This window comes from Microvirga massiliensis, assembly GCF_001006805.1.
Taxonomy (GTDB): domain Bacteria; phylum Pseudomonadota; class Alphaproteobacteria; order Rhizobiales; family Beijerinckiaceae; genus Microvirga; species Microvirga massiliensis.
Genome location: NZ_LN811360.1, coordinates 209,299 through 235,603 on the forward strand (window position 1 = coordinate 209,299; position 26,305 = coordinate 235,603).

The 26,305-nt window shown below is 61.5% G+C and carries 26 protein-coding genes; 13 read left to right on the forward strand and 13 right to left on the reverse strand.

Features of this window, described 5'->3' with window-relative positions; all coding sequences use genetic code 11:
• The first annotated feature begins 224 nt into the window (after nt 1-224).
• The 8 genes from BN1233_RS43410 (at nt 225) to BN1233_RS29085 (ending at nt 6,471) form a co-directional block, all read left to right on the forward strand.
• Nucleotides 225-989, forward strand: a complete 765-nt coding sequence (locus BN1233_RS43410) for a hypothetical protein (protein ID WP_048710107.1) — start codon at nt 225-227, stop codon at nt 987-989.
• A gap of 996 nt (nt 990-1,985) precedes the next feature.
• The gene (locus BN1233_RS29050; RefSeq protein WP_046867132.1) at nt 1,986-2,462 is read left to right on the forward strand and encodes a hypothetical protein; all 477 of its coding nucleotides are present in this window, start codon (nt 1,986-1,988) and stop codon (nt 2,460-2,462) included.
• A gap of 731 nt (nt 2,463-3,193) precedes the next feature.
• Entirely contained in the window at nt 3,194-3,466 is a 273-nt protein-coding gene (locus BN1233_RS29060) for a hypothetical protein (protein WP_046867134.1), read from the forward strand.
• 2 nt (nt 3,467-3,468) lie between these two features.
• Complete coding sequence (locus tag BN1233_RS29065; RefSeq protein ID WP_046867135.1) at nt 3,469-4,074, forward strand: hypothetical protein; 606 nt, start codon at nt 3,469-3,471, stop codon at nt 4,072-4,074.
• Nucleotides 4,075-4,375: 301 nt separating this feature from the next.
• The gene (locus tag BN1233_RS29070) at nt 4,376-4,627 is read left to right on the forward strand and encodes a hypothetical protein (RefSeq protein ID WP_046867136.1); all 252 of its coding nucleotides are present in this window, start codon (nt 4,376-4,378) and stop codon (nt 4,625-4,627) included.
• A 6-nt stretch (nt 4,628-4,633) separates the two neighbouring features.
• Nucleotides 4,634-4,960: a hypothetical protein gene (locus BN1233_RS29075; RefSeq protein ID WP_046867137.1), complete on the forward strand. Its 327-nt coding sequence runs from the start codon at nt 4,634-4,636 to the stop codon at nt 4,958-4,960.
• Nucleotides 4,961-5,135: 175 nt separating this feature from the next.
• A complete protein-coding gene (locus tag BN1233_RS29080) occupies nt 5,136-5,390 on the forward strand; it encodes a hypothetical protein (protein WP_046867138.1) in 255 nt (84 codons plus the stop codon).
• A gap of 412 nt (nt 5,391-5,802) precedes the next feature.
• Nucleotides 5,803-6,471, forward strand: coding sequence for a hypothetical protein (locus BN1233_RS29085; protein WP_046867139.1), 669 nt, complete (start codon nt 5,803-5,805; stop codon nt 6,469-6,471).
• A gap of 162 nt (nt 6,472-6,633) precedes the next feature.
• Here BN1233_RS29085 and BN1233_RS29090 read toward each other — a convergent pair whose 3' ends face one another.
• The gene (locus BN1233_RS29090; protein WP_046867140.1) at nt 6,634-6,900 is read right to left on the reverse strand and encodes a hypothetical protein; all 267 of its coding nucleotides are present in this window, start codon (nt 6,898-6,900) and stop codon (nt 6,634-6,636) included.
• Between the two features lie 838 nt (nt 6,901-7,738).
• Between BN1233_RS29090 and BN1233_RS29095 the strand changes: the two genes are divergently transcribed.
• The 4 genes from BN1233_RS29095 to BN1233_RS43415 all read left to right on the forward strand — a co-directional run bounded on the left by BN1233_RS29095 (nt 7,739) and on the right by BN1233_RS43415 (nt 11,160).
• Nucleotides 7,739-9,061, forward strand: a complete 1,323-nt coding sequence (locus BN1233_RS29095; RefSeq protein WP_046867141.1) for a carbon-nitrogen hydrolase family protein — start codon at nt 7,739-7,741, stop codon at nt 9,059-9,061.
• A gap of 61 nt (nt 9,062-9,122) precedes the next feature.
• Nucleotides 9,123-9,980 carry a winged helix DNA-binding protein gene (locus BN1233_RS29100; RefSeq protein ID WP_046867142.1) on the forward strand — a complete coding sequence of 286 codons (858 nt, stop codon included), beginning with the start codon at nt 9,123-9,125 and terminating at the stop codon, nt 9,978-9,980.
• A 167-nt stretch (nt 9,981-10,147) separates the two neighbouring features.
• The gene (locus BN1233_RS45020; RefSeq protein ID WP_082145711.1) at nt 10,148-10,306 is read left to right on the forward strand and encodes a sterol desaturase family protein; all 159 of its coding nucleotides are present in this window, start codon (nt 10,148-10,150) and stop codon (nt 10,304-10,306) included.
• A complete protein-coding gene (locus BN1233_RS43415) occupies nt 10,306-11,160 on the forward strand; it encodes a hypothetical protein (RefSeq protein ID WP_048710117.1) in 855 nt (284 codons plus the stop codon). The genes BN1233_RS45020 and BN1233_RS43415 overlap by 1 nt, the downstream gene beginning before the upstream one ends.
• Before the next feature lie 467 nt (nt 11,161-11,627).
• Here the strand turns inward: BN1233_RS43415 and BN1233_RS29110 are convergent, their stop codons facing one another.
• The 12 genes from BN1233_RS29110 to BN1233_RS29165 form a co-directional block, all read right to left on the reverse strand.
• Nucleotides 11,628-13,481 (reverse strand): ABC transporter ATP-binding protein, encoded by a 1,854-nt coding sequence (locus tag BN1233_RS29110; RefSeq protein ID WP_082145712.1) that lies wholly within the window; start codon nt 13,479-13,481, stop codon nt 11,628-11,630.
• Between the two features lie 25 nt (nt 13,482-13,506).
• A complete protein-coding gene (locus BN1233_RS29115; RefSeq protein ID WP_046867143.1) occupies nt 13,507-14,748 on the reverse strand; it encodes a Zn-dependent hydrolase in 1,242 nt (413 codons plus the stop codon).
• Between the two features lie 52 nt (nt 14,749-14,800).
• On the reverse strand, nt 14,801-15,664 hold the full coding sequence (locus BN1233_RS29120) for an ABC transporter permease (protein WP_082145713.1): 864 nt from the start codon (nt 15,662-15,664) through the stop codon (nt 14,801-14,803).
• Nucleotides 15,661-16,674: an ABC transporter permease gene (locus tag BN1233_RS29125; RefSeq protein WP_046867144.1), complete on the reverse strand. Its 1,014-nt coding sequence runs from the start codon at nt 16,672-16,674 to the stop codon at nt 15,661-15,663. The genes BN1233_RS29120 and BN1233_RS29125 overlap by 4 nt, the downstream gene beginning before the upstream one ends.
• Nucleotides 16,675-16,763: 89 nt before the next feature.
• Nucleotides 16,764-18,281, reverse strand: a complete 1,518-nt coding sequence (locus tag BN1233_RS29130) for an ABC transporter substrate-binding protein (protein WP_187144395.1) — start codon at nt 18,279-18,281, stop codon at nt 16,764-16,766.
• A gap of 133 nt (nt 18,282-18,414) precedes the next feature.
• Nucleotides 18,415-19,209 (reverse strand): creatininase family protein, encoded by a 795-nt coding sequence (locus tag BN1233_RS29135; protein ID WP_046867146.1) that lies wholly within the window; start codon nt 19,207-19,209, stop codon nt 18,415-18,417.
• Between the two features lie 68 nt (nt 19,210-19,277).
• A complete protein-coding gene (locus BN1233_RS29140) occupies nt 19,278-19,943 on the reverse strand; it encodes an isochorismatase family protein (protein WP_046867147.1) in 666 nt (221 codons plus the stop codon).
• 49 nt (nt 19,944-19,992) lie between these two features.
• The gene (locus BN1233_RS29145) at nt 19,993-20,355 is read right to left on the reverse strand and encodes a RidA family protein (protein WP_046867148.1); all 363 of its coding nucleotides are present in this window, start codon (nt 20,353-20,355) and stop codon (nt 19,993-19,995) included.
• 37 nt (nt 20,356-20,392) lie between these two features.
• Nucleotides 20,393-21,664 (reverse strand): M20 family metallopeptidase, encoded by a 1,272-nt coding sequence (locus BN1233_RS29150; RefSeq protein WP_046867149.1) that lies wholly within the window; start codon nt 21,662-21,664, stop codon nt 20,393-20,395.
• Nucleotides 21,665-21,693: 29 nt separating this feature from the next.
• Entirely contained in the window at nt 21,694-22,572 is an 879-nt protein-coding gene (locus BN1233_RS29155) for an ABC transporter permease (protein WP_046867150.1), read from the reverse strand.
• An 8-nt stretch (nt 22,573-22,580) separates the two neighbouring features.
• Entirely contained in the window at nt 22,581-23,537 is a 957-nt protein-coding gene (locus BN1233_RS29160; protein ID WP_046867151.1) for an ABC transporter permease, read from the reverse strand.
• Between the two features lie 12 nt (nt 23,538-23,549).
• Entirely contained in the window at nt 23,550-25,133 is a 1,584-nt protein-coding gene (locus tag BN1233_RS29165; RefSeq protein ID WP_046867152.1) for an ABC transporter substrate-binding protein, read from the reverse strand.
• 290 nt (nt 25,134-25,423) lie between these two features.
• On the opposite strand from BN1233_RS29165, the gene BN1233_RS29170 reads away from it, so the two are divergent.
• A partial coding sequence (locus BN1233_RS29170) for a MurR/RpiR family transcriptional regulator (protein WP_046867153.1) occupies nt 25,424-26,305 on the forward strand: 882 nt, incomplete at its 3' end.

The window sequence follows — 26,305 nt, forward strand, 5'->3', positions numbered from 1 at the left end:
CTTAAACCTAGTGGATTTTCCGAGTCGGGCACTAGGTTTAAGTCGCGCTTCGGAACGGCCGCGACCAATACCTAGCGACTCGCGTCGCGGACCTAGCGATTCCGCGACTTAGACCTAGTGAATCCGCGACCTAAACCTAGTGTCCGCGAGAACGGAAATTGACAGCCTTTCGAGAGGGTTATTGTTGATCGAATCCAGGACGAATTCCGTCCCTGGAGACCATCATGTCGGCCCTTCTGAGACCCGCCGGGAGACCGGTTCCGGGAACGAGATCCCGCGCGCGGGGATCACGCCGCCGCTTCATCCCTTCCCGCTGGAACGGCAACTACAAGCTGCCCCGCAGCGCCAACGAGCTCCTGACGGTGAGGCTTTTCTCCTTCCGGAACCGGGAAGCCGCACACAAGCTCGCTGTGTTCCTGGGCCGGATGAACAGCGGGCCGCGGCGCATCGACACCAAGCGGGGTCCCTACGGGATCGCGGCCTTCCCGATCGACCGGCGCGTCCTGAAGGACAACAAGGATCTCGGGCTCACCGAGGCCCAGATCCGCGGCGCGATCAAGACGCTGATCACCGTCGGCTTCATCGAGGTCGTCGAGGTCGACGGATCGGCTTACCAGTCGGTCACGGCCGCGGACGGAACCCCAGGCGTCTACCGCAAGCCAATCCAGTACAAGTTCGCTGGTCAGTTCGAGGCTTGGTTCGCATTCCTTGCTCGGAAACCAAAGTCTCCCAAAGAGACGTTTTTCCAGATTCCTCCTAAGGAAAAAGAAGAGAATCTGAATCAACTAGCGAATGCGGTCCTTTTGGGCGAGAAACGTGAACGGCGTCGCCTGGTAATCACTCCCCCGACCCCGGTTCGGGCCAGGTCCGCGCAGGACGACCCCGCGCTCTTGGCCGCTCTGGCGCGGTGGGGGCTCAACGCCGGGTTTTCGCCCGAGAAACACCTGGAAATGGGAGCGGCTCACGGGAACCTACCCACAGCGGGTTAACGGATCGCTGCTGTGCGCGGCGCACGGACGACTCGAAGGCTTGCTTGCAGAGCGGGGCCACGCTGCGCGGCTCCCGTTGTCGATGCTCAACCGCGAGTTTGGACAAGGCGGTGCCCAGCGCCATTCCGGCGAGGTCTTCGGCACGCCTCCGTCGTGCACGGCCTTCGGACGGCGCGGTAATGCACGCTCCATGCCCAGTACGCATGGCATGTTTGTTGCAGTGCATCTACCGCGCTGCAACATGAATTCCCATATAGAAATCAGACAGAAAGGGGGACAAAAACCATGATTATCATCAGCGCACTTCGCTTCATCCGCACGATCTGGACGGAAGCCCGTCAGCTCGAGGTCGAGAGCCTTCGCCGGTATCCCTACCTACTGGGCGAGTGAGCCACACCGGGTTCGGGGCGGGACGGCTTCAAAGCCGTCCTTCGCCCAGCACGACCCGCCTCGGCGGGTATTTTTATGCCCACACGAAAAACCTCCGGTCCCGACCACCAGCCTTCAGGGTGAGCCGCCCTTCTAGGCTCTGAGCGGCGGAAATTCTTTCTTTACCGTAGCGCTTTACTAAACGTAATGAGAGCCGCGTTGCGTACCAGGCTCCGAATGGAAGCCCTGCCCGGTCCTTCCCTGGGCAGGGCTTCTTTTTCGTACGGGTCCCAGGACACAAGTTCCAGGTTGTGGCCGCTGCAGCTGGCTCCGCCAGATTCCGCGATCAGCAATGCTGCAGAGTCCCGTTCTGGGCACCTCCTCGTGGTTCTGTAGGCCTCGCGCAATCCGTCGCACCAATGCCTCCCATGGCGGTTGCGGCGGCATTTGCTGTGCAGAACCCGCACCGCTGTTACGCGCCTCGAGACTCACAAATAGCCCGGTGCAGGCGCGACGTAGTATAATTCTCAGAGATGATCAGGAGCCCGTGCAGAGTCGAAGCGTCCCAAAGGTCGCATCCTTGATGCAGCAACATCAGCTGAAATCCCCAGGAATGGACTGCCCACTATGGCTCGCGACACAAAGAAGCGTCCTAAGCTGCACAAGTCCCAAAAGGTCGAACCCCTCTTCTGGCGGCGCCGGATGTTCGTCATCACGCCGTCAGGAATCGTCTATGCCTCCGAGAATGATCACCGCTCCTCGGTCGAATGGCTCACCGCTGCGGGATTCGTCACCGGCCCTGAAGATCCGGTTTTGCAGCGACTAGTTCGCGGTTTCGTCGATCACCGCGGCATCGTTGCCTACCGTGGCCCGTCCTTCGAGCACATCGGGGTTTCGCTTCCCCTCTACCCGGTCCTGCACCTGATCCAGGAGGACCTCGAGCTGCCCGGCGACACACCGGTCTGGCTCGGTGCGCGTCCTTCCGCGAGCGGCTACGGCCTGGAGGGAACCCGATTCGCCGGGCACCTCGACGATCTCCTCAAGAAATACATCGCCCGGCGATTGAGGCCGGCAGTCGAAACGCGCGCCAAGAGCGCAGCCTGACGTCCAGATCGCACCATACTTACGGATGAGGGGCCGGCTTCGAGCCGGCCTTTGTCGTTTGGAACGGCGACGAACTCCCTGATTTCCCGGAAAGCGCCCCACTATGAGCAGCAGCACTGCCGCTTCCGCGGCCCCGCTGCCTTTTCTCGTCGTGGTCGGCCTGCGGCTCGGCTGACTTCAATCTTGGAAGATATGACGCTCGCGCCGCGCGAGAATGTCTCGCGGCCTTTGTCGAGCGTTGGAACGACCACGTTATCGTCATTGGCGGATCGCTCTGTGATGAGCTCGAACTCTATCCCCGCCTTCGGCTCGCAATCGAAGGCGCTCTCGACCGCGCCAAAGCTCAAGGCCGGGCCTCGATCCGCAGGCTCGGGGAGGATCCGGACCAAATCGACGTCATCAAGGACATCGTCCAAAGCCTTGCCCTGCCCAAGAACACCGTCTTCGAGATCACCGGCGCTTGGCCTCACGTGGCGAAGACGGTTGCGTTAACTCGGTCCATTCCGCCCTGGAGGGTTTGGGCTATACCCAAGCCACCATCTCCGACAGTGCTGTTTTTATCGACACACCCGATGACGATGCCGACGCAGAATCCGAAGACGATTTCTGACGCCTCAGCCAACCCCTCAGGTTCTGTAGCAATGACCCTCGATGCCCGAAGAATCGGATACCTGCGTCAGGCGCCTGCCGCCGGGAGTTCGTCACGGAATGCCAGCGGGCCCGAGAAGGCCATGTTCAACAAGCTTGCGAAGACCGGCCACATCGCAGTTTCCGGACAGGGCTATCGGAGAACTCGTCGAGGTGATGAGGCCGTGGTAGCCTTCGACCAGGGACTGCAGTCGCATTCAGTCGAGATCCTAAAATTGCTTCTGCGCGGTGAGAAAGCGAATCCCGCAGCGCGGGGATTTCTCAACGTCGTCCACGCCGGCCTGATCCATATCGGGTCGCAGGGTGGCGTCACTCTAACCGAAGACGGCCGGGCTATCGCCGAACAAGCAGGATAGACATGCACTCAGACTCTTCGCACGATCCCCGCCCGAACGTGGGCGAGAGCACCGAAGCGCTCGACCTCGAGGGACAGCTCGCCGCCGAGCGGAAGAAATCCCGGCGGCTTGAGCAAGAATGCCAGCGCCTCAGAGCTCTAGCGGAGGAACGCTTCCATGACGTTCGCCTGTTACGCGCGGGTCCACATGACGGCGGCTTCGTGTTCGATTTCACGGGCAGCCCGGTCTCGTATATTGCCGAATATTTGGCCGAGGTACTGGGATGCCGTGACGGCGCTCCCTCAAACTACGCCGAGATGGAGGTCCAGCAGCGCGAACTTGGTGCGATGACATTGACGCTGCAGCGGCGCTCCGGACTGACACCGCACCAGAAGGCAGAAGCTGCAATCAAGCAGGCCGAGGAAGCCGCTGCCGAAGCAGCTGTCGCCAAAGCACGTGTGCGTGAGCTTGAGGCCCAGATCCCGATCATCGACGGAGCTCCGCTCGCCCTCGACCAGGCCCGTTACATGCTCAGGGATTACGCCGCGAAGGGTGGTGCACCGGGCCGAATGCCCGACATCCTTCAGGAGATCGCCAACGCTCTGAGGAATGCGCGACCCGAGCAATAGGCTTCCACCTGAGCCGGGGTCAGGACACAAATAGGCCAGGAGGCACACGGGAGTGGTTGGATGATGGTCGCTTACTTCCACGACGGTCCGTGGGAACCACCCCGCATCATCGTGGGTCGTGTCGGGCAACGCGTGCCCGTATTCTCGCCATCAACTTCGTGGTGGATCGTGCCCGGAACGCTCAGTGATTGAGAGTGCCGAGCCCTTCTACGTTGAGAGCCGCCGCGCCCCGGCGGCTTTTTTGTTTGTCCCTCCTGTTCGGGATCATCGCAGGCTCAAAATCCCGGGAGGACAATTTTCTATGGAACTTTCCTACTTCAGTCCGCGCCGCACAGTTGAGCGTCTCACCAGCGCGGAGCCAAACTACAAATTTCCCGATCTCGATTTCGACGTGATGGACATCGTCGAGGGCCGCACGAGCGGCGACGCGCTCGAGTGGAAGATCCAGTGGAACCACAAAGAGACGGACGATCTTGGCAACCCCAAGGGGAGCGGGATCGACCTCACAAGACAGATCGTTGAGCAGACGACCGTTCCCTGCCGGTTCGAGTAGCGCTCCATGGATGAAAACGCACTCACCCGGCACATCGTCAGCCTCTGGCCTAAGAGACCCAATGGTGCGGACGGCCACCACCTGATGATCAAGGACACGGGCGTCGTCGGATCAGCATTTGTATTCGCCAAGTACGTCCGCAATGACAGTTGGAAACCGGGCGCACCCGCGCAAATCCGCAAATGGTCCTGGTACACGGGAACCGCTCAGAGCGACACGGTCTACGACACGCCCGAACAGGCGATCGAGGCCGCGTCCCGTTCTCTCGCGCGATTCGCGATCGCGCTATGGACGGGGTTGGGAGCCCAAGGCATTTTGCCTGGGAAAGCCTGATTTCAAGATTTCGGCCGCCAAAATTCCCGTAGGCCGGCGAATTTCGCCAGAAGTTGCATTTCGAGCACGCGCGGGCATTAAAAATCACCGCCCCGCCCAAGCTGGGCTGGACGCGAGTCTGAATTTGATTACAAGCCGATTTATCCACAAGATTTAAACAGGAAAGAGGAAAGGAATGGGTCGCTACACTGGGCTGATCGGCGAAGCGCTTTCCCTGTATGCGCGTGACCACGGAGCGCCTGGGGCGGTGAGCGCTCGGGACCTCATCCGGCGCTATAATCCACAAATGAACGCCCAGGGCATCGGCCAGGTGCTCAAATACCAGAAAAACGAAATCAATGCCGTCCTGAGAAAGGACCGCATCAAGGTCGTCTTCTACGGCTGGAACAGCCGGCGGCGCGCCAACGTGATCGAGCTGGCCCCGATTTAGCAACACGTGCGTCAGGCGAGTCGGAGCCGGTCAGCCAATCCCTCCAGAGATCCGCTCCCGGAATTAACAGGTTTCCCCTGAATCCACACACCGGTGTATCCCAGAGCCGCCGAGATCCGGCGGCACCATTGGTGTTTGCGGCCGCAAATCCGGCAGGGCTTACGCCGCCATTTTCGTTGAGCCTCGAGTCCCAGAAACTGGCGACCGTTCCAAAAATGCAGACGAACCGCGCCGGAGCCTATAAAATAGAGCCTCACAGTAAACAGAATTTCTTTTTCGAATCGCCGGGTCGCCCATGCACCAACAAATATCCGCCCCGCAAACCCAGAAATCCTTCAGGCGGAAGGAATTGTCTTCGAGACGGGCGCCTCGGGCTCCAGTTGAGCATCAGATTTCCGAGGTTCCGGCCACGGTGGTCGAGATCGGAGAGGTCAAAGAATATCGGAATCGGCCGCCTTACCGGCTGGTCACGATTGTGCCGCACGGCTCCGACCAGCCCGAACAGGTTGTGCTGCCGGGCGCCAAGGCGGAACCGCACATAGTGATGGAGGCCCTCGTCGCGCTGAAGAACGCCGGCATCTGCAAGTTCGTCTTCAAGCTTGCCGAGGCGGAGACCTGGAAGAGCCGTCGTATCGAGTCCTTCCAAGTGGTCCCAAGCTTCGCTGGGGAGAGCCCGGCCGCTGAGCGTGCCCCGGAAGCGCACGAGCAGCCCGCAACCCCTGAACCGCAAGCTCTGAAGCCGGAGGTTCTGGAGACCAAGCGCTACAACACCTCCGACGGCAGCGATCGCCAGGTCATCCGGTTGCCGGGGCAGGGACCGCTCTGCAAGCTCTTCGAGGGGATCGGCTACTTCCGGCGTTGGTACGTCGATGGCGACAAGACGATTATCGTCCCCACGCGCCAGAAGTCGAAGTTGATCTACAAATCCTCAGCGCCCCGCAAAGACGGATCCCGCGAGGTCTATTTTTCCGGCCTGAAGCGCTACGCGGCCGCTGCGAAGCTCAATGCGCCGTCGGTTGCGTATGAGGCTTTGCCGCATAATGGCGGACTTCTGCTCACACGCATTCCCAGCCAAAGGTAACGATCGAACTACGGTCGGCGGGATCCGAAAACAAATGGCCCCCGCGCCAGGGGCTTGGGGGGATTGACCATAACGCGGGGGCCTCCCAAGCCAATCCGTCCGGCACAAGCAAACGGACGTCGGCTCGGAAAGCGCGATTTATGGACGTGGGATGACGTCACGTCAACTCAGTGAGCGATCATCGTCCTCGTGCATCTCGGCAAGTTGGCGGGAGATCTCGATCTGCATTTCGGCGAACTGTCGCCGGGCCATATGCACGTGTTCCTTCTCGGCGCCGGTCTTGGTGTTCGCCTCGACTCTATCAAGCCAGGCGGGCATCTTTTCGATGAGCTTCAACAGCAAGTAGCCCTGTTCCGCGTGCGACAGCTCATCCATGGTTTCCTGGAGCTGCTGGAGCCATGCGGGCGCATCGTCGTCAGCGGCGGACATCAGCAGCTTTCCATCTCGCGGGACTCAAGAAGTGCTTTTACTGCGGCTGTGGAGATAGGGCGTAAGAGGATTGTCTTGTACTCGGGCAAACCGCTCCAGTCCTCCGGGTCTCTCGATTGTATCTGCGCAAAGGTCACGCGGGCCATTGCGTCGATCTCGAGCCGCACCTTGTTCGGCAGCGTGCTGAAGATTGCGACGGTCCTGCAGTTACATGCCCGCCGTCGTAGACTGCGGATGGAACAGGCTCCTCCCCAGCAACCGCATGCCTCTCCTGTTGGGTAGCGCATACAGCGCCCCGAGTCCCAACACGATCAATGTCAGAGTCATCGCAATAGCCTCAAAAGAGACCCCACCAAGCACGACGTGGCCGGGCGGGGGAAGATCAAGGGAGACGAGCCGGTTGAACCGACCCGGCCATGAGGCTGCGCCCAGATGGTTAACGACTGGTTAACGCCTCACCGAATGCAGCCGCAGGTCTCAAACGGCATTCCGGTGCCAAATTACCAAAATCCCAGAGAAGCGGTTCTCCTCATCCGCAACTCACAGCCCAAGCCGCCGGACGAGGAACCATCCATTTCGCCAATCAAGTGGAGGCATGAATGCTTGCCAAGCTACCGCGGCTCCGGAAGAGGAGGTCATGCCCGCGTGCAAGGATGAACGGAGTCGACGGTGTGTTCAGCCGAAGACACGCAATCCACGTCGATACCGATCGCTTCCTGTTCCCGCCATCGGGCAACTCCCTTAGGGGAGACATATGGACCAGTCCCGGGCGATCCAGTCGTCGGTGTTGACCGACGTAGTCGGGATTTCCTGAAGGGGGAGGAGACGATCGGGGCAGATGGACGACATGAATGAGAAACAGTGGATCGAGCACGCGCGGAGCGTGATCGCGCGCATGGGTGCTGCAGGAAGGCGCGGGCATCGCGGGATGGCCGCCTCGCTCGTCGAGCTTGCGGAGTTGATGGATTGCCTGCCGCTCGCCACCAAGCGGAACCGGAGCGTGGTCAGCATGTCCCGCCTCGAGAGGAAGCGCGAGGCTGCAAGGGGCAGGATCCTCGCGGACAACCACGCCATGGTCCAAACGGACGATCCGGCGGACCTGCTGCTGCGGATTGCCGCCCAGATCCAGGCCCTCGACGAGGTGCATCACGACCTGGTCGGCCCTGACCAGCCATACGATCCCAACTCACAGTGGCGCATCCCAGGTACCGATCGGGACTTCCTCCTCATTCCCAGGCAAGGGGCCTACCGCACATCTCGCAAAGAGGGATCGGTCGATGACCGGATCCGGCTCGTCCGCCGGGATCTGATGAAATCCCATCGTCTCCTCCCGGCTCACATGAACGGGTTGGAGGTGCGGCTGACCTGGCGGGACATGGCCGGCGAGTGGCCCGTCGGCCTCAGGCTCGCGGGCGCGGTGTTCCCAGACCTGTGCTTCGAGCTCGACGAAAACGACGTGGACTTCGTGGTCACTGGTGTCGAATGCGACGGTCAGGATAGCCAGATCAGGGATCACCTCGAGACCGCGCATCACGAGCGGTGCGCGGCGCTCGTCCTCCCTGAGCTCACGATCACGCCGGCCTCGCTCGCCAGCCTAAAGGCGCACTTGGGCAATCGACTCGGCTGGTCAACGCCCTCGGCTGACCCGGCCCGCCCGCTCCTTGTCGTTGCCGGATCCTGGCATGAAGAGGACGGGGCGGATTTCGTGAACGAGGCCAAAATCGTCGACGCATACGGTTATGAGATCCTGCGTCACCGGAAGATCCTCACATTCACCGATCCGGAGCTCCGCAAGGAACGGATCCGGCCCGGCGATACCATCAACATCTTGGTCACAGAGGAAACGCTGATCGCGTTCGGGATCTGCCTCGACTTCTGCGAGAAGGGGCGCGGCGGCCCCTTCGAGGACCTAGATGTCGACTACGTGCTCGTCCCTTCCTGCGGCTGGCGCTCGACCATGCAGGGCCACATCAGGACGGCAGACCTGATGCGGTCGAGATACCGAACGCGCAGTCTCGTCGTCCAGCAGCCGGACCGCCTCCTCCCGCCGGACGAGAGGGGCAAGCCCTTGGGCTACGTGCTGCTGCCCCGGGAGGATCTCGATCTCCGGGTGAGCGACACGCATGTCTACCGACCATGGACGGCTGACGTCGCCGGCTAGCCTTGACGGGGGAACCCCGCGTGATGTAAATCGTTGTAAAACGTCAGTCGTGAGGTATGTCATGTCCGGCATCGACTTGGAAGAGGGAATGGAGCGCATTTCGCTCGCGGATCTCTCTCCACGGGATGCCATCCCGGTGTTCCGGCAATTGCTCGAGACCGCCCCCGAGGTGTTCCCCGCGCGGGCCTATGCGGCCCTGAGCGCGGCAACGCTGCGGATCCTGACCGCCCGGCAGACGACCGAGCTGAGGGATTGGACTGACCTTATCCGGCAGGCCTCCGCCCAAGCCAGGAGTCTGAGCAGTCCGGTATTCGGCCAGCAGTTGCTCGCGCTTTCGGACCTGACATCTGCCTGGACCAGGCTGAGCGAGGCACATCCCACCGCCGACATCCTCGAACGTCCGCACTGTCGCGCCATCCTCGAGGAGCTTCGGCGTCAGGATGGCACGGCCCTGCGCCGGGACATCATCGCGGCCGTCGGTATTGGTGAGGCCAACCTCTCCAGAATTCTTGGATCGCTTGAGGCGGTCGGTCTCATCCGGCGCAACAACCGCAGGGTCCGCACGATCACCCTGACGGCGGAGGGAGAGCGCCTGCTCCGGCAGAGCCGGACGGAGGCCCCGCCGCGGCAATCGCCGTCACGGAGGTCCGGAACGGCTCCCGGGCGACCGGAACGGACCGGACGACCCGTCGTCCCTGCGGCGGAGCCGCCGTTCCGACGGGCGGCAATCCCCGGGGTGCCGCGTGGCATGATCGGCGAGCCGGGTAGGCTTGCGGCGCACGCGCTGCCGGAATTCGAGGCCGTGAAGGCGGATTTGCTCCGTCACGCCAGTGTGCCGGCCCTGGAGGCGAGCGCGACAGCCACGGATGACGATCGCACGGCGCTTCACGTCGGGCAGCCAAGGATGATCGGTGCCTAGACAGGAGCACCGCGGGCGATGTGATCCAGGGGCAGGCTCCGCAGTGCCTCGACAGGGCAGTCACTCCTGAGGAGCTACGAACCCGGAGGAGAGCGCGATCAACGCGATCCCGGCCGCCTAGGTCCACATGCCCGTAGCCGCCGTGGCTCGAGGTCGCCGCCGTCGTCGTGGTGCGCGACCTCGTGATCTACTGCCAGCACGTGCTGCTCCACGCCGTCCCGGCGCTCTGGCGACTGCACCGGATGCACCACGCCGACCTTGAGTTCGACGTCACGACGGGCGTGCGCTCGCCCATACCTGGACCGTTGATCGGGGCGAGGACATAGTGCGGGAAGGAGACCGGCCCAAGGAGAGCATCCTGCGCCTCTATGGGCGCGAGGCCCGCAGCGCGATCACGATCGACACCACAAAGGCTCGTATCGCCTGTTCGTTTTCCGCAATTGTAAATGAGGTCGACGAAATGAAGGTGCCAGGGAAACTAGAAGCTGCATACAAAGAATCCCTAAAAAAGCGCTTCGAGTTCCCCGACGAGTGGTTCTACTTGGAGAAGATTGACGGCAAGATGAGCTCTGGAGGTGTACGGGCCTTCGAGCCACCTGATCCCGGACGCCTGCCAGACGATGTTCTAAAAGATCGTGGGTTGTTTGACCGCCTGATACTTACCCTGCGGGATTTGGCCCATGCGCGCAGCGCTATCACTTTCATCGAAGAAGATGTGGATTTTGAGGAGCGCTATCCACTAGCGGGGCTTCGAAAATTTGCTTGTTATGAAACGACGTTGATCGTGTCATACTGCAGGCCATTTTCGGAATCGCAAGGGGGACTTCCTCGCCTCTCGTACAGGAAAATGGGCATTAGGCTTTCACCGTTTACCCGGACGTTGCATGAAGAGCTAATCGCCAAGCGTAACAAAATTTTTGCTCATAGCGATGGCGACCACATAGACCACGCGCCACCTACGGTAATGAATGGGGTGAATTGGCAGGGGCAGTCATTCACAACCTTGTTCCCACCAAGATTCCAAGAAGGCATACTGCTGGATTACGCTCGCGTGCAGCAGGCCAGCATATTGGTTTCCTCTCTGTCCAATGCAGTCATGCACCAGCTTCAGGCTATGCATATCCATTTCGTCGATGTTTTACCCTCGATGGACCTCGATTTGCCTCGTTCAACTGAGTGAGACCCGGAGTCGAACCACGACCCTGAAGCGCGAGCGCATTGTATTGGCTACCAAATACATGCCGACCCGGCAGAAATCTTAGGGCCGGGCGGAGCTGTTGTAACTACCCTCGTCGACGCCGACAGTAAATTTACGAAATTCCTAGTGACTGCGTCAGAGATCGAAGCTGCGAGAGCAGATCCCACGAAGGTCGTCCTCGGCCCACTCGACGTGGACTGGCGTATTAAGGAGGATGGGCCTGACCGCGCAGCACCAAAACTGAGTTCCGCACCCTTAACGCCGGCCCCGCGATTGCGCGACCGCTCTTTACGCCCCAAACTAGAACACCAGCTACCGGTTCACCACCGCGCGCAGCTCGCTGCGGAACCGCCGGATGCACACGATCGCCTTGTGACCCTAATTTCCGTCACTGGAACGCGCGATCTGGGGACCAACGCTTGGTCCTGCTCATTCTTAAGGGAGCGTGCCTACTCCCATTCCTGAACCAAATGCTCAGGTCCGACCTGCCGGTAGATGCGGGCGGGCGGGACGAAATCCGGTGGGCGCACCGGACTCTGAATCTCATCGTTCGAGAGGCCACGACGCACGCGCCGCTGGTGTGGATCAGGTACTGGCACGGCCGACATCAGCTGCCTCGTGTAGGGGTGCCGGGGGTCGCCGAACACTTCGGCGCGCGGGCCGATTTCGACGATTTCCCCAAGGTACATCACCGCCACGCGGTGGCTGACCCGCTCGACGATAGCCATATCGTGCGAGATGAACAGGTAGGACAAGCTGAGGCTCTCCTGCAAGTCGAGCATCAGGTTGATCACCTGCGCCTTGATCGAAACGTCAAGGGCGGAAACAGCCTCATCAGCGATGATCAGCTTCGGATCGAGCACGAGCGAGCGCGCGATGCAGAGGCGTTGGCGCTGGCCGCCGGAGAACTCGTGTGGGAAGCGCTTGCCCATCTCGGGCTGCAAGCCAACTCGGCGCAAAACATCAGCCACCTTCTCCTTAGCCTCGCGGGGCCCGCAGAGACCGTTCACGACCAGCGGCTCGGCAATGGCCTCACCCACGCGCATGCGAGGGTTGAGGCTCGCCATCGGATCCTGGAAGATCATCTGCATTGCGCGCCGCTTCTCGCGCAGCGCGCTGCCCGTTAGTGCCAGTACGTCGACACCGTCGACCCGGACTGATCCCTGCACGGGATCAACGAGACGGACGATCGAGCGGCCCGTCGTTGATTTGCCGCAGCCAGATTCGCCGACGAGAGACAGAGTTTCACCCGGACGCATGCTGAACGAGACATTCTCCACCGCGTGGACACGGCCGACAACTTTCTGGAGCATACCGGCCCGAATGTCGAAACGAGTCGAAAGGTTCTTTACCTCGAGCACCGGCCCGGCCGCCTCCGCCACCGTATCACCGATCGGCCGTGCGGGCGTTGTCTCGCCGCTCATGGGGTCGACGGTCGGGAAGCGCAACGGCCTCGGCTCGCCGCGCATTGCACCGAGCCTCGGCACCGATGCCATCAGAGCTCGGGTATAGGGATGCCTCGCGCTTGCGAAGAGTTCCTCCGTCCGGCCGGTTTCGACGACATCGCCTCGATACATCACCACCACGCGGTCGGCGATCTCCGCGACCACGGCCATGTCGTGGGTGATGAAGAGAACGGCCATGCCCTCCTCTTCCTGCAACAGCTTCACGAGCTCGAGGATCTGCGCCTGTATGGTGACGTCGAGTGCGGTTGTGGGTTCGTCCGCAATCAGGAGCTTTGGATTGCATGCGAGCGCCATCGCGATCATCACGCGCTGGCGCATGCCGCCCGAGAGCCGGTGAGGATAATCGGAGAGACGTTCGCGCGCCGCCGGGATGCGGACGCGCTCGAGCAGCCGTAGAGCCTCAGCTTCGGCGGCTGCGCGCGACATGCCGCGGTGGCGCATCAATGCCTCGCCGATCTGGAAGCCAATCTTCAGCACCGGGTTGAGGCTCGTCATCGGTTCCTGAAAGATCATCGCGATGTCGCCACCCCGGATCTTCTGCATGTTCCGCTCGGGAAGGCTCAAAAGGTCCACGCCCACGAGCTCTGCCCGCCCGCCGAGTCGCGCCTGCCCCTCATCGAGGAGTCGCATGATCGAGAGGGCAGTCACGCTCTTGCCGGAACCCGACTCCCCAACCAGCGCAACAGTCTCGCCAGGGCGGACATCAAAGGAGACGCCCTTCACCACCTCCTGCCATTCGCCGCCACTCCGGAAGGACGTGCGAAGGCCCGAGACTGAGAGGACTGGCGACGAGGCGCCCGCAATCGCGGATGTTTTTGAGGCAACCATAATCGTCATCTGGGTATCCTCGTCGCCCCTTCCCTCAGTAGGCGAGCTTATGGAGCGTGGCGGCAAGGACGCGGATGCCCGCCACGATATCTTTGATGGACGAGAACTCCTCGGGCGTATGGCTGCGGCCGTCCTTGCTGCGCACAAAGATCATCACGACCTTTGCGATCGCGGCCATCTGCTGGGAGTCGTGGCCCGCGCCGCTTGCCATTGTCATGAATGGCACGCCCTGATCACGGGCAGCTTCTTGCGCTACTGCGTAGAGGCCAGGATCGCTCGGGCAGGCTGGCTGATCAATCATCACCTTCCAGGAGATCTCAAGATTGCGGCGCGCGGCGACCTCCCGCATCAGTCGCTCGTGGGATGCCATCAGTCGCTCATACGATTCTTGCACGGGATGGCGGGCATCCACTGTGAAGCGCACGCGCTTGGGCACCACCGCGACGCTGTTTGGCTCAACTTCGACCCGCCCGACCGTCGTGACGGCGGGGCGGCCCCAGCGATGGGCCGTGTCAACAAGGGAGTTTGCGATCTCAGCGAAGCCCGCCATCGGATCGCGCCGCATGTCCATGGGAAAACCGCCAGCGTGGTTCTGCTGGCCGATCAGCTCGACATCATAATGGCGGATGCCGGTGATACCCGACACGATCGCGACCGGCAGGTCGACCTGCTCCAGGATGGGACCTTGCTCGATATGCAGCTCGACGAAGCTGTCGATGTCATTGCGCCGGGCAGCGGCAACGTCATCTGGATCAAGGCCGACCGCGCGCATGGCGTCAGTCATGGTCTCGGTACCGTCGAGGCTGACGAGCTTGTCGGAATCGCCTGGAGCGATCCGTCCGGTAATCCCGCGTGAGCCCCACCAACCAGCCGACGGGAAGCGGCTTCCCTCTTCCTCACAGAGCGCAACCGCTTCGAGCGTCCGGCGTGGGATGCCGAACTGCGTCTTCAAAGCACGAATGGCAATCAGTCCGGCAAGTGCGCCAAGCGTTCCGTCGTACCGCCCACCGGGCCGCTGGGTATCGATATGTGAGCCAGAGACGATGGATGGCCCTGGCTCACGACCTTTCAACCGCCCCCACACATTACCCACCGTGTCGTGGTGGACGGTTAAGCCCGCGTCCTCGCACCAGCGTGCATATTGCTGGGTCGCTGCAACCCATTCCGGGGAGTAGACGGTGCGCCAGACGCCAGTTCCGCTGTGCTCGCCGAACTTCGCAAGCTCCATGATGTACTTTTCGATGAGTCCGGCATCGATATCGATCGTTTGCGACATTGTTACCATCACTCCCTCATGACAATCTGATCTCTCTGGAGGTCGAAGCCGGTCACCACCGCGAGAGACTGCGCGGATCAAGCCTGTCCCGAACGGCATCGCCAACAAAGTTAAAGGCGATCACGACAGTGAGAATCGCGAGCCCCGGAAAGGTCGCGATCCACCATTGCTCTATGTACTCGCGCCCCTCGGCCACCATCGCCCCCCACTCCGGAGCCGGTGGCACCACGCCCAGCCCAAGAAAGGACAGGCTCGCGAATGTAATGATCGCGTTACCGAGGTCGACAGTCATCAGCACGATCAGGGGGCCGAGCGTATTCGGAAAAACATGGCGCAGCAGGATGCGCGTTGGCCCGAGGCCGGAAACCCGTGCGGCGTCGACGTAGTCCTGTCGGCTCTGGACGAGAACAATGCTGCGCGCAAGGCGCGCGAATTTCGGCCACCAAACGACCACCATTGCGATGACGGTGTTGATGACGCCGACTCCAAGCGCGGCAGCAATGGCCATGGCGAGGATGATCGGCGGAAAGCACATCACGAGATCCGTGAGACGCATCAGGGCCTCGTCCACCCAGCGGCCGGCATAGGCCGCGATGCTGCCAACAATGGTGCCGATAATCGCTCCAAGAAGGATTACGCCGAAGCTTGCTGCAAGCGTCATCCGCGCGCCAGCGAGCACCCGCGAGAGGACGTCACGGCCGAGGGGGTCGGTTCCGAGCGGATGCTCGAGCGAGGGCGGCAGAAGTCGCGTCTCCATTACCGGAAGGGTCGGATCGTAGGGCGAGAGCCACGGTGCAAGCAGAGCCACCAGAAGCCAGATCACGAGCACCGCTGCACCGATCCCTGCGAGGGCGTACTGTCGTCCACGCCGCCGCGTGGCGCCCGTGGCCATCACTGTCGCCGCGAGGGTGCTCATGACCGGGTAACTCTTGGATCGAGCAGCGGATAGGAGAGGTCGATCAGGAGGTTGATCAGCAGGTAGACAATAGCAACGAGCAGCGTCATGGCCATGATCGCGGGGAAGTCGAGGGTCACCGTGCTGCGAAACGTGTAGCGGCCGAGCCCCGGCCAGGAGAAAATTGTTTCAGCCATTACCGCACCGGTGAGAAGCTGGGCATAAGCAAGGCCGCTCAGCGTCACGATAGGAATAAGGGCATTGGGGAAGGCGTGACGCAGAATGATGGTGCGACGGTCGACACCCTTGGCACGCGCAACGCGGACGTAGTCCTGCCCCAAGGTATCCAGCATCGCGGCGCGTGTGGTGCGGGTGATAAGACCCATAGTCGCCGCGGCGAGCACGATCGAGGGCAGCACGAGATGAGCCGCGGCGCTGCGCCATGTTTGCCAATCGCCGGCCAGCGCTGCGTCGATCAGGTAGAGTCCGGTCACGGTCGGCGGGGGAAGATCGGCAATGCCAAGCCGACCTGGCCCAGGCGCAATCTGAAGCCCGCCGTAGAAGACAGTGAGGAGAACGAAGGCCAACCAGAATGAGGGCGAGGATACGCCAAGGAGCGAGACGAACCGGGCGAGGTGGTCGATCCAGGTGTTGCGCCTGACCGCTGCAAGCACACCGAGCGGAATGCCGGTCAGGAGCGCCAGCAGGAAACCGACCGTCGCGAGTTCAAGCGTCGCGGGGCCGTATTGGGCGATATCGTCCAGCACCGGGCGCTGGCTGCTGATCGAAATGCCGAGATCGCCTTGGAACAGCCGTCCGAGAAAAACGAGATACTGTTGCCAGAAGGGTAGATCGAGCCCCCAGCGCGCGCGGAACGCGGCCACGAATTCCTTATCCGACGCGGCAATATCGCCAAGCTGAGCAAGAACCGGATCACCAGGCACAAAGTTCGCAATGGCGAAAACAACAAAGGTCGCCAGAAGCGCCGTAATGGTGGCCATCAGCAGGCGAGAGATGACGTATTTCAACATCGTCTGCGGCTATCTCAGAAGGCAGGATTGCGTCACTGTCGCCGGCGGGACCAAGTGTCCTGTCCCGCCGGTCTGCATTCAGCAGCGTATCACTTCACGGGGATTGCCCTGGCCAGTTCGGCAAACCAGCCGGCGCCAGTGAGCTGGATACCCTCTACACTGTCCCTGATCGCCACTTGGTAGAACGGCTGGAAAAGCACGATGAAGTGGCCTTCCTTCTGCACCTCCTCAGTAAATCTGCGATAGAGGGCCTCCTGCTGCTCGCGGTCCTGCGAACGCGATGCGCGAATGGCGAGATCGGCGATCTCGGGCTTGATATCCCATTTCACACGCGTCGCGCCGCGCTTGAAGACCGCCTCGGCGTTCAACAATGGCTCAGGCGCCGGCGGGTTCCAATAGCCGAAAGCTGCCGCCGTTTTGCCGTTCACGAACAGGGTCCGCAGCGTGACCGGATCCATTGGCTTCAGCTCGGCCTTGATGCCGACACGCGCGATGTCGGCCTGTATCTTTTGGGCCATGAGCTGGTAGGGCACGCCGCCGAAGGAGCCAGCCTGATAGTAGAGTGGGAAGGAAAAGCCGTCCGGATAGCCTGCCGCTGCGAGTAGCTCCTTTGACTTCTCGAGATCCTGTCGATACCCGATCTCCTTCGTCAGCTGCTCGGTCGAGCCGCCAATGCCGACCGAGATGTAGCTGGCCGGGCGGGTGGCGGCGCCGCCAACGAGGGAGTCGCGCATCCCGTCATAGTCGATGGCATAGGCGACTGCGAGGCGAGCCTCCCTCTTGGTGAAGGCCGGGGCGGCCTCCGGGTTATTCGTCAGGGCGATATAGGTCCAATCTTGGCTGGCGGTACGAGCGATCGAGATACCCTTCTCGCCTTCAAGCGATTTGATCTGTTCAGGCGTCAGGTTGAAGGCGACATCGGCATCGCCGCGCCGGATAGCGAGGAGTTGCGCGCCGCTTTCGGCCATATGCCGGATCACCACCCGCTCGTAGCCCGGCGTGCCGCCCCAGTAATGAGGATTACGCTGCAGCACAATGGACCCGTTCCGCTCCCACGACACAATCTGATAGGCACCACTGCCGGCCGATTTCGTGTTGAGCCACTGGGTCGCCTTGTCGGTCTCCTTCGCGTCGGCAGCATCGGTACCGCCGTTGGCCTTGACCACCCTGGAGTCGAGGATCGAGCCTGCCGGCGCGCATAGCACCGTCAGAAGCGGATCATCCGGGTCGATCGTGAAGATGTCGACGGTCATGTCGTCGACCTTCTCAACCCGCGACACGGTACGGAAATAGCCGCTTGGCTGGTCCTTGAGGTTCAGCATGCGATTGAGGGAGAACACGACATCGTCGGCCGTGATCGGATTGCCGCTCGCAAACTTCAAACCCGGGCGCAGTTTGAAGCGCCATCCCTTTTGGTCCGGTGTGCGGACAAAGCTCTCTGCGAGTAGTGGCTTGATCGTGACGTAGTCGCCCGGCTCCATGGTCACGAGCGTGTCGTAGGCAGTGTGCAGGGCCAGGGCTGGAGTGTACGTCGCCATGCGCCCCGGATCGAGCGAGATCGTATCCCCGATATCGTTCGCGATGACGAGCACACGCGGATCGGCCATTGCCGGCGCCGCAAACGCTGACGCTGCAAGCATCGCAAATACGATGCCTCTCCTCGTAAGCGGAAGATACCACATCTCGGCTGTTCCTTGCTTGTTGCCTTCTTGAGAGCGATGAGCCTTGAGGACGATCGGCTCAGGTCACATCACCCACTCCCGATGACACTAATGGTGGGTCTGCACGCAGGTCCTGAACAATGGTCGCGAGATGGCCGATTACCGCCTCGGTGATGCGGGCACCTTTGCCGGGGCTCGCGAGCGACGGATCGCCCAGCACGCCTGTGCCGTTCGACATCTCCTTGACGGTCCGGAACAACCCGGCGCGGCCGGCCGTCATCATGTCGGAATCAGCCCAGTGGTAGGTCGGAACGTAACTCTGGCCGTCAATCAGGCCCTCCCGAACGGAATTCGGCACGCCATGCATCATGATCGAAGTCTCGAACTCGCAAGCATGCCCGACGCCGCCGAAGCCAGATTCCTGGATCTTCGAGAGGTCGTCTGCCGCCATGCGCCACCACGTGAGGAACACAATGCGGCAATCGCGATGTGCGGCGCCAAATTTCTCGAGGATCACTTGGCCGATCGCCTGATTGCCACCGTGACTGTTGACCAGCACGATGGTCTTGAAACCGTGTGCTACAACGCACTCGAGGATTTCGGTGACATAAGCGAGCATCGTCTCGTGGCTGACGCTCAGAGTCCCCGGGAAATCCATGTGGTGCGCCGAGCAGCAGACTTTCACCTGCGGCAAGACCAGTACTTGGTGGCCGAGCCGTCGCTCAAGCTCCCCGACAAAATAGCGACCGATCGCAGAATCCGTGTTGACGGGCAGGTGCGGCCCATGCTGCTCAATCGATGCTACATTGAGGACGACTGGCGTACGCCGATCGAGCGCGTCGATCTCGGTCCAAGTCAAATCTTCCCAGAACATCTTATTGGACTCCACTCATTGAGCGTGATGGCGGTTGTTCGCCAGGAACGCTCAAGATTTTTGTTGCCTTACGCCACGCTTCTCGTGTTCATTCTTGAGTAAAGATATTCGACGACGTCTTTCGTCGGGACAACATCTCCATAGCGCATGTCGATATCAATGAGGTTGCATTCGTGGGCGAGTGACGACCGGTCGGCCACGGCCTCCTTCGCGATAATGGTGTGAAGACCGGCATTGTGGGCGCTCTCCGCCGTGGCGCGTACACAGCCGCTCGTACTGCAGCCGGTGATAATCAGAGTATCGATCCTGCGGGCCGTCAGATACGCCCCGAATGGCGTCCCCCAGAACGCGGAGGCACGCTGCTTCTCGATGAGGATCTCGTCTGCCCGCCGTCCGAGGCGTGGATCGAGGTCGGGCATTCCACTGTTGCGATCGAGCGCACGCTGGTCTGAGCTATGCCGCAGCTTGCGCCCAACCGGCCCGGCCGCCTCGGCTCCGGCCGGGTCGAAGGTCATCGTGGTGAAGAAGACCGGCACGGCGGAGCCGCGCGCCGCGGCTAGTACGGTGAGGATCGGCTCGATGACGCCTGCAGCGTTCCGGGAGCCGAGCGGGGAGGACTCGTCGAGCCAGGACCGGGCCATATCAATGACAATCACGGCTGGATTCATGCCGAACCCGACGCGCCCGCCAAAGCCCCTGCTCAGGTAAAGTTCACGCACTTCTTCGTACATCATCTCGCCACCATCGTGTGCTTCGGGAAAGTCCGTTATCCACTTAATCGTTTCACGCGCCTTTGATCGCGATCGCCTCAATCTCGACGTCCGCGTCGATCGCGACTTCTGCGCGCACGCACGAGCGCGCTGGTGGATTGCTCGGAAAGAACTTGCCGTAGACTTCATTCATCCCGCTGAAATCCTTCATGTCCCGCAGAAACACGGTCGTCTTAACGACATCGCCCAGACTAAAGCCCGCCTCCTCGGCGAGAGCGCTGAGCTTTTCGAGCACGAGCTGCGTCTGCGGCCCGATGCCTTCCGGGATTGAGCCGTCCGGTCGGGTCGGCACCTGGCCGGAGAGGAACAGCATGTTGCCGACCTGCACGGCGGGCGTGAGCGGCACGGGTAGCGGGTCACCGATAAAACGCTTCATGTGATGGTTCCCTGTTGACAGTGGGTGAAGACCCGGCTCAGCCGAGCAGCGATAAAGCCAGTGCCGTGTTTACGCGCGCGGCCTTGATGAGCTCGTGCACTGGAACGAACTCATTGTTGGAATGAGCGACACCGATATGGCCGGGACCGAAGACAATGGCGGGCTTTCCCGCCATCGCGTTGAAGAGAGCCGCGTCAGACCAGAACGGCACCCCCTTCGGTTCCGGCATGATGCCAGCTTCCCGTGCGGCGAGACGCAGGCATTCCTGAACGAGCGCATGGGTCGGATCGGTGTCGAGCGGCGGATGGGAGGGCAGGTCAACACTCCCAGGTGTAAAGTATACCTTCGCGTCGAGCTTCGGATCGGCCGCTCGCAGCTCGTCCAGTAAGCCCTCGAAGTCTGCCATAATACCTTCGCTCGTCTCGCCCGGAATTCGGCGGCGGTCGAGATAGATCGCGCAGGTGTCTGGCACTACGGCGCCCGGAGGTTTATCGCCCGGTGCGCGCCGCAGGGCGGTCGTTGCCTCATTACGCGCATAGCCGATCACGGCGGATACATTGAGTGACGCCGAGCCGAGCAGCGGGTGCGGTCGCATATCGGTGAGCGGCACCAGTTTTTCTTCGATGGCGGTGATGATCTTGGCGGCCTTGTAGACGGCACTCACCCCGCGCGACGGGCAACTCGAATGGGTCGGAATGCCCTCGACCTCGATCCGGTAGTAATCGAAGCCTTTGTGCGCAACGATCACCTCGAGGTCACTCGGCTCGGCGACCACGACCATATCGGCCGCGGGGCCGTTCGCGATGACGTCGAGAGACCCTATACTGGTACCGTCCTCCTCACCGACCACCCCCGCAAAGATAAGATCACCCGCGAGCCGCACGCCGGCCCGCTTCAGCGCAATCAGTGCGTAGAACTGCGCGGCGACGCCTGCCTTCATGTCGCATGCGCCGCGCGCGAACAGCTTGCCACCCACGACACGCGGATCGAAAGGATGCTGCATCTCGCCAGGCGGCACTGTGTCGGTATGTCCGTTGAACATAAGGCTCCCACCTCCGCTCGTACCCGGCAGGACAGCGATGATGTTGCATCGGCCGTCGCTCACCTCCTTCAGGTCGGCCTCTATCCCCTCCGCTCTCAGGACGTCGCGAATGTAGGTCGCGACTGGCGTCTCGTGGCCGGGCGCGTCGCGGTGCGACTCAATGGAAAGAACATCCCTGGTGAGCTTCAGCAATTCATCAGCGTTCAGGCACTTCGCAATGTAGTCGGGCAAATGCTCATTGTTGCCGGCGGAGTTTCGGTCAAGCATCGATATTCTTCCTTTTTCTGGATCCGCCTTCACCGGCCGGCGAGATGCGGATCAAAGTAGTCCCGCAGCACATCGCCGAGTATGTTGAACGAAATCACAGCAAAGACGATGGCGAGGCATGGGTAGAGAACAAGTTCAGGGTTGCTGAACATGTTGGGCATACCGTCAGCAACAAGGTTGCCCCAGCTCGGCCAAGGCAGCGGAACACCGAGGCCGAGGAAACTCAGGGTCGCCTCCGCCCTGAGGGCGGTCGCCGTCCAGAGTGCGCCGCTGACGATCGCAGTGCCGATCACGTTCGGCATGATGTGGCGCAGCATGATCCTGAAATCGCTCGCGCCGATTGTCTTGGATGCATCGATGAAGCTGCGCTGCATGACCACGAGGGTCTCTGCCCGCGCAAGGCGGATAAAGCGCGGCACGAATGAGAGTGCGAGCGCAACGATAACGTTCGCCGAGCCCGGTCCGAGAGAGACAAGCACCAGGATCCCGATCACAATCGTCGGGAACGACAGTAGCAGGCTGGCAAGCTCAGACAGGACCGCGTCGAGAATTCCACCCCGATACGCAGCAAGAATTCCGAGGGCGACACCGACAATCAGGCCGACAGCGACTGAGGAGAGCGAGATGACCAGCGAGGCGCGGCTCGCATAGAGAATACGCGAAAACATATCGCGGCCATACTCGTCCGCCCCGAGCCAATGTGCTGCGGATGAAGGCGCAAAGCGCGCGAGGATGCTTTGCTCGATCGGGTCATAGGGTGCAATTAGCGGCCCAAATACTGCGACGAGCAGCAGCACTGAGCAGCCCACTGCGCCAACTATCGCTAGAGGATTGCCAAAAACCGGGCGCAAAGCCTCAAACGGGCGGTAAACCGTGGGGGTCGTGGTCGGTAGGCGCATATCGCTCATCGTCGACCTCACACCGAGAGCTTCGTGCGCGGATCAATCCAGGTGTAAAGAAGATCGACCACAAAATTCACGAGAAGCGCGATGAGGACGTAAACAAGGAGCACCGACTGCAGCAGTGTGTAGTCACGCTGCGATATCCCGCCCATGATCAGGCGCCCGAATCCGGGACGCGAAAACACAATCTCGATTGCGATCGAATCTCCAATCATGATCACGGCATAGAGGCCCACGAAGGTGACGATCGGCACCAGCGCGTTGCGCAACACGTGCCGATAGAACACCGTTGTCTCTGAAAGTCCCTTCGCGCGGGCTGTGCGGACGAAGTCCTCCCGCATCAGGTCGAGCGCAGTCGCACGGGTGAGGCGCGTGAGATAAGCGGCCATGCCGAGCCCACCGGCCAGGGCCGGTAGGGTGCCGAAATAGACAAGGCTCCAGATGTCACCCGCCTCACCACCCCCGACAACCGGAAACCAGCCGAGCCATACAGAGAATGGGATCATGAGCAGGATACCGATGATGAAGCCGGGGATGACCAGGCCGGTGAGCGAGAGAGTGCGCGCCATCGCATCGATGACGGAGTTGCGCCGCTTGGCCGCCGCCAAGCCGAGCGGGATCCCGATCCCCGCACCGATCAGCAGCGCGCCGAGGACGACCACTGCCGTGAACGGCGCTACCTGCCAGAGCAATTCCGAGACCGGCTTTCCAATCGCCAGTGACAGACCGAGGTCGCCGCGCAGGAGATCGCCGATGAACGTCAGATACTGCGTCACCAGCGGCTGATCGAGTCCCATCTGACGGCGGATGAGCGCAACGCCTTCCGCGCTCATCTGCTGTCCCATCATCGCATCGGCGGCATCGCCCGGGATCGTGCGCAGCGCGAAGAATACCGCGCTGACCGCGATCCAGACGGTAACCACACCGCGAATTACACGGCCGAGAACGAAGGATAGGCCGGCGCCGGACATCAGGGATCCGCCTCAGCCCTGCACATCGGCTAGGTGGGTGTACCGGTACTCGAGCGCCAGCGACGACTTGAGCTCGTAACCGAGTTTGACGCGCTTATTGCGCACCAGCGGCTGACCGGTGAACACGGTCGGCACGAGAACAGCCTTCTCGGCGACCATGAGTTGAGCCTGCTTCAGCAGCGTGCGTCGCTCCTCAAGGCTTCCGCTCGTCGCGATCTTGTCGAGGAGCGCATCAAAGGTCGGGTCCGAGAGGCCCGAGAAGTTCCGTGTCGCTCCGGTCCTGAAGGCGCGCGTCAACAGGATTTCTGTATTCGGATAGGTGATATCGCCAAACAGGACGAGCGGGTTGACGTGTTTGACGATTTGGCTGTGGTAGAAGGCATGGTCGACACGGTTGAGATCAACCGTCACGCCAACCCGTTTTAGCTGGTCCTGCATCAGCACCATCATCTGCCGGTAATCGTCTCGCTCGCTGATAATCATCGAGAGCTTGAGGCCATCGCCGAGGCCAGCCTCGGCGAGCAGCTTCTTGGCAGCGGCGGGGTCGTAGCGGCGGCGCAATGCCTCGGGGAACTCCTCTGCGGAAAGTGCACCGAAGTAGGACTGGCCAACCATGGCCTTTGCCGGCGTTGCAACAACGCCGAGCAAGGCACGAAACTCGTCGCCATTGATCGCAAGGCCGATCGCTTGGCGCACGCGGATGTCGTCAAGAGGCTTCTGCCGGGTGTTGATATGAAGCCACCAGTTGATCTCGGGCCCCTTGTTATCAATCAAAAAGCCCTGTTTGGTGAGGCGGTCGAGCACTTGGCCGTCGAGAGCGGCGCGCATACTGTCTATCTCGCCTGTGCGCATCGCGAGTTCGCGCGCGGATGAGCTCGGCATGAAGCGGACAACGACCTCATCGAGCTTCGGTCGGCCATCCCAATAGGCATCGTGCCGAACCATGACGACGCGGTCTTTCGGCACGTACTCCTTGAAGGCGAAGGGACCAGTTCCAACAGGGCTAAGGCGCATCGCAGCGGCGCCGCGCGTCTCGAAAGCCTTCTTCGAGACCATCAGGCCGACGGACTCGGTGTCGGTCGCGACGCTTGCGAGGAAGAATGGGTCGGGCGCTTTCAGCGTCACTCGGACTCTGTGGGGGTCGATGACGGTGACATCTACCACGTTGGCATAGTTCCCGGCCCAAGGCGAGACATTCGCATCGCGGTAACGGTCGAGTGAGAACTTCACATCTTCGGCGGTGAACTCGCCGAAATCGCCTTGCCACTTCACTCCTTTACGGAGCGCGAAGGTATAGGTGCGGCCGTCGTCCGATATCTCCCAGCCTTCGGCGAGTGCGGGTAAGAATTCTGTCGAGACTGTGCCCGGCGGATACGAAACGAGCCCCTCCATCACGACTGGATTAATCGGCGATTCGGCCGAGACCCAAGCCAAGGTTGGGTCGAGCGAGCTGATGTCACCAGCGGACACCGCATGGGTGACGCGCTTTAGGCCTTGGGCTTCAGCTTGCGAGATCAGAAGCTTGAGCTGCCTCGCGCCTGTGACTCCGAGCAGGCCCGCTCCAATCGCGAATTGGCGCCGCGTTACATCCGGCATGGCGTTTCTCCCTTGTTCTCGAACAGACACGCTTGTTCGAGCTTTTGGGGAACGCTATCACCTGAATGTAATTTTGCAACCCGTTCCCGTTATGAAAATTCACTTCAACACGGGCCTTCGGGCATTGGCATTAGTCATTTCAGTAGGTTAGGGTTGGGTTGATGTCGTAAAATTACGCCCTGGAACCACTGGGCGCCCTATCAGGCCGAAGCGGGACAATTGACAACCCCTTAGGCAAATGGAGAAGGGCGCAAGCACAACCACCCCTCAAGCCGCCTCGTGGACATACTATGCGGGTTCCTGTCAGCCTTATCGACCGTATTCGGGATAGCCTTTCAACGTTCAGCAAAGCCGAACGCCGCGTTGCCGAGATCATCCTCAGTGATCTCGATGCCGCGACGCGGCTTGCAATTAAGGATCTCGCCGCCGGGGCCGGAACGAGCGAGCCGACGGTCATGCGCTTCGCACGTCGGCTTGGCTGTAGCGGCTTTCCGGACTTCAAGCGGCGTTTGTCGCAGGACATCGCCATCGCCAACATGTTCGTTTTCTCCAAGGACGACGCACCCCCACAGGAAGGGGAGGCAGTCGCGGCCAAGGTGTACGACGCGGCCGCCCAATCCCTCGCGCACGCTTTCTCGCAGCGCAGCCCCGCTGCACTTGAGCAGGCCTCTGTGGCGATCGATGGTGCCGATCGCGTGTTCTGCCTCGGCGTTGGCGGCAGTTCCGCGAACATTGCTGCCGAGGCCGAGACGCGATTGTTCCGCTATGACGTGCGTGCCACAGCGCTGATCGATCCCTATCGCCAGCGCATGGCGGCGGGCCTCTGCGACAGCCGGGACGTGCTCCTGATCTTTTCCGTCACTGGGCGCCCGCAGTCCCTGATCGACAGCGCGGAGGCCGCGCGGGCTGGCGGTGCTACCGTTATCGCCGTCACGCGACCGCAATCGGAGCTTGCGGCCACTGCCTCTATCCTCTTACCGCTCGATATTCCGGATCACGAACGCCACTTCCAGATCCCGCACCGCAGTCGCTACGGCCAACTCTTCGTCCTCGATTGCCTTGCGACGCTCGTAGCGACGCGGCGGCTCGCGACCTCAGCGCCGAAGCTCAGGAAACTCCGTGCAATGCTCATCGAGCTGCATGGGCCGACGGAACAGCAACCCATCGGCGAC

Excerpts from the sequence above, each read along its gene's own strand:
- BN1233_RS29155 (WP_046867150.1), bottom strand. The coding sequence starts at position 22,572 with ATGAGCGATATGCGCCTACCGACCACGACCCCCACGGTTTACCGCCCG.
- BN1233_RS29065 (WP_046867135.1), top strand. The coding sequence starts at position 3,469 with ATGCACTCAGACTCTTCGCACGATCCCCGCCCGAACGTGGGCGAGAGC.
- BN1233_RS29110 (WP_082145712.1), bottom strand. The coding sequence starts at position 13,481 with ATGACGATTATGGTTGCCTCAAAAACATCCGCGATTGCGGGCGCCTCG.
- BN1233_RS29160 (WP_046867151.1), bottom strand. The coding sequence starts at position 23,537 with ATGTCCGGCGCCGGCCTATCCTTCGTTCTCGGCCGTGTAATTCGCGGT.
- BN1233_RS29135 (WP_046867146.1), bottom strand. The coding sequence starts at position 19,209 with ATGTTCTGGGAAGATTTGACTTGGACCGAGATCGACGCGCTCGATCGG.
- BN1233_RS29080 (WP_046867138.1), top strand. The coding sequence starts at position 5,136 with ATGGGTCGCTACACTGGGCTGATCGGCGAAGCGCTTTCCCTGTATGCG.
- BN1233_RS29050 (WP_046867132.1), top strand. The coding sequence starts at position 1,986 with ATGGCTCGCGACACAAAGAAGCGTCCTAAGCTGCACAAGTCCCAAAAG.
- BN1233_RS29140 (WP_046867147.1), bottom strand. The coding sequence starts at position 19,943 with ATGATGTACGAAGAAGTGCGTGAACTTTACCTGAGCAGGGGCTTTGGC.
- BN1233_RS29095 (WP_046867141.1), top strand. The coding sequence starts at position 7,739 with ATGGACGACATGAATGAGAAACAGTGGATCGAGCACGCGCGGAGCGTG.
- BN1233_RS29125 (WP_046867144.1), bottom strand. The coding sequence starts at position 16,674 with ATGTTGAAATACGTCATCTCTCGCCTGCTGATGGCCACCATTACGGCG.
- BN1233_RS29130 (WP_187144395.1), bottom strand. The coding sequence starts at position 18,281 with ATGGCCGATCCGCGTGTGCTCGTCATCGCGAACGATATCGGGGATACG.
- BN1233_RS29145 (WP_046867148.1), bottom strand. The coding sequence starts at position 20,355 with ATGAAGCGTTTTATCGGTGACCCGCTACCCGTGCCGCTCACGCCCGCC.
- BN1233_RS29120 (WP_082145713.1), bottom strand. The coding sequence starts at position 15,664 with ATGAGCACCCTCGCGGCGACAGTGATGGCCACGGGCGCCACGCGGCGG.
- BN1233_RS29150 (WP_046867149.1), bottom strand. The coding sequence starts at position 21,664 with ATGCTTGACCGAAACTCCGCCGGCAACAATGAGCATTTGCCCGACTAC.
- BN1233_RS43410 (WP_048710107.1), top strand. The coding sequence starts at position 225 with ATGTCGGCCCTTCTGAGACCCGCCGGGAGACCGGTTCCGGGAACGAGA.
- BN1233_RS29075 (WP_046867137.1), top strand. The coding sequence starts at position 4,634 with ATGGATGAAAACGCACTCACCCGGCACATCGTCAGCCTCTGGCCTAAG.
- BN1233_RS29070 (WP_046867136.1), top strand. The coding sequence starts at position 4,376 with ATGGAACTTTCCTACTTCAGTCCGCGCCGCACAGTTGAGCGTCTCACC.
- BN1233_RS29090 (WP_046867140.1), bottom strand. The coding sequence starts at position 6,900 with ATGTCCGCCGCTGACGACGATGCGCCCGCATGGCTCCAGCAGCTCCAG.
- BN1233_RS29100 (WP_046867142.1), top strand. The coding sequence starts at position 9,123 with ATGTCCGGCATCGACTTGGAAGAGGGAATGGAGCGCATTTCGCTCGCG.
- BN1233_RS29165 (WP_046867152.1), bottom strand. The coding sequence starts at position 25,133 with ATGCCGGATGTAACGCGGCGCCAATTCGCGATTGGAGCGGGCCTGCTC.
- BN1233_RS29115 (WP_046867143.1), bottom strand. The coding sequence starts at position 14,748 with ATGTCGCAAACGATCGATATCGATGCCGGACTCATCGAAAAGTACATC.
- BN1233_RS29060 (WP_046867134.1), top strand. The coding sequence starts at position 3,194 with ATGTTCAACAAGCTTGCGAAGACCGGCCACATCGCAGTTTCCGGACAG.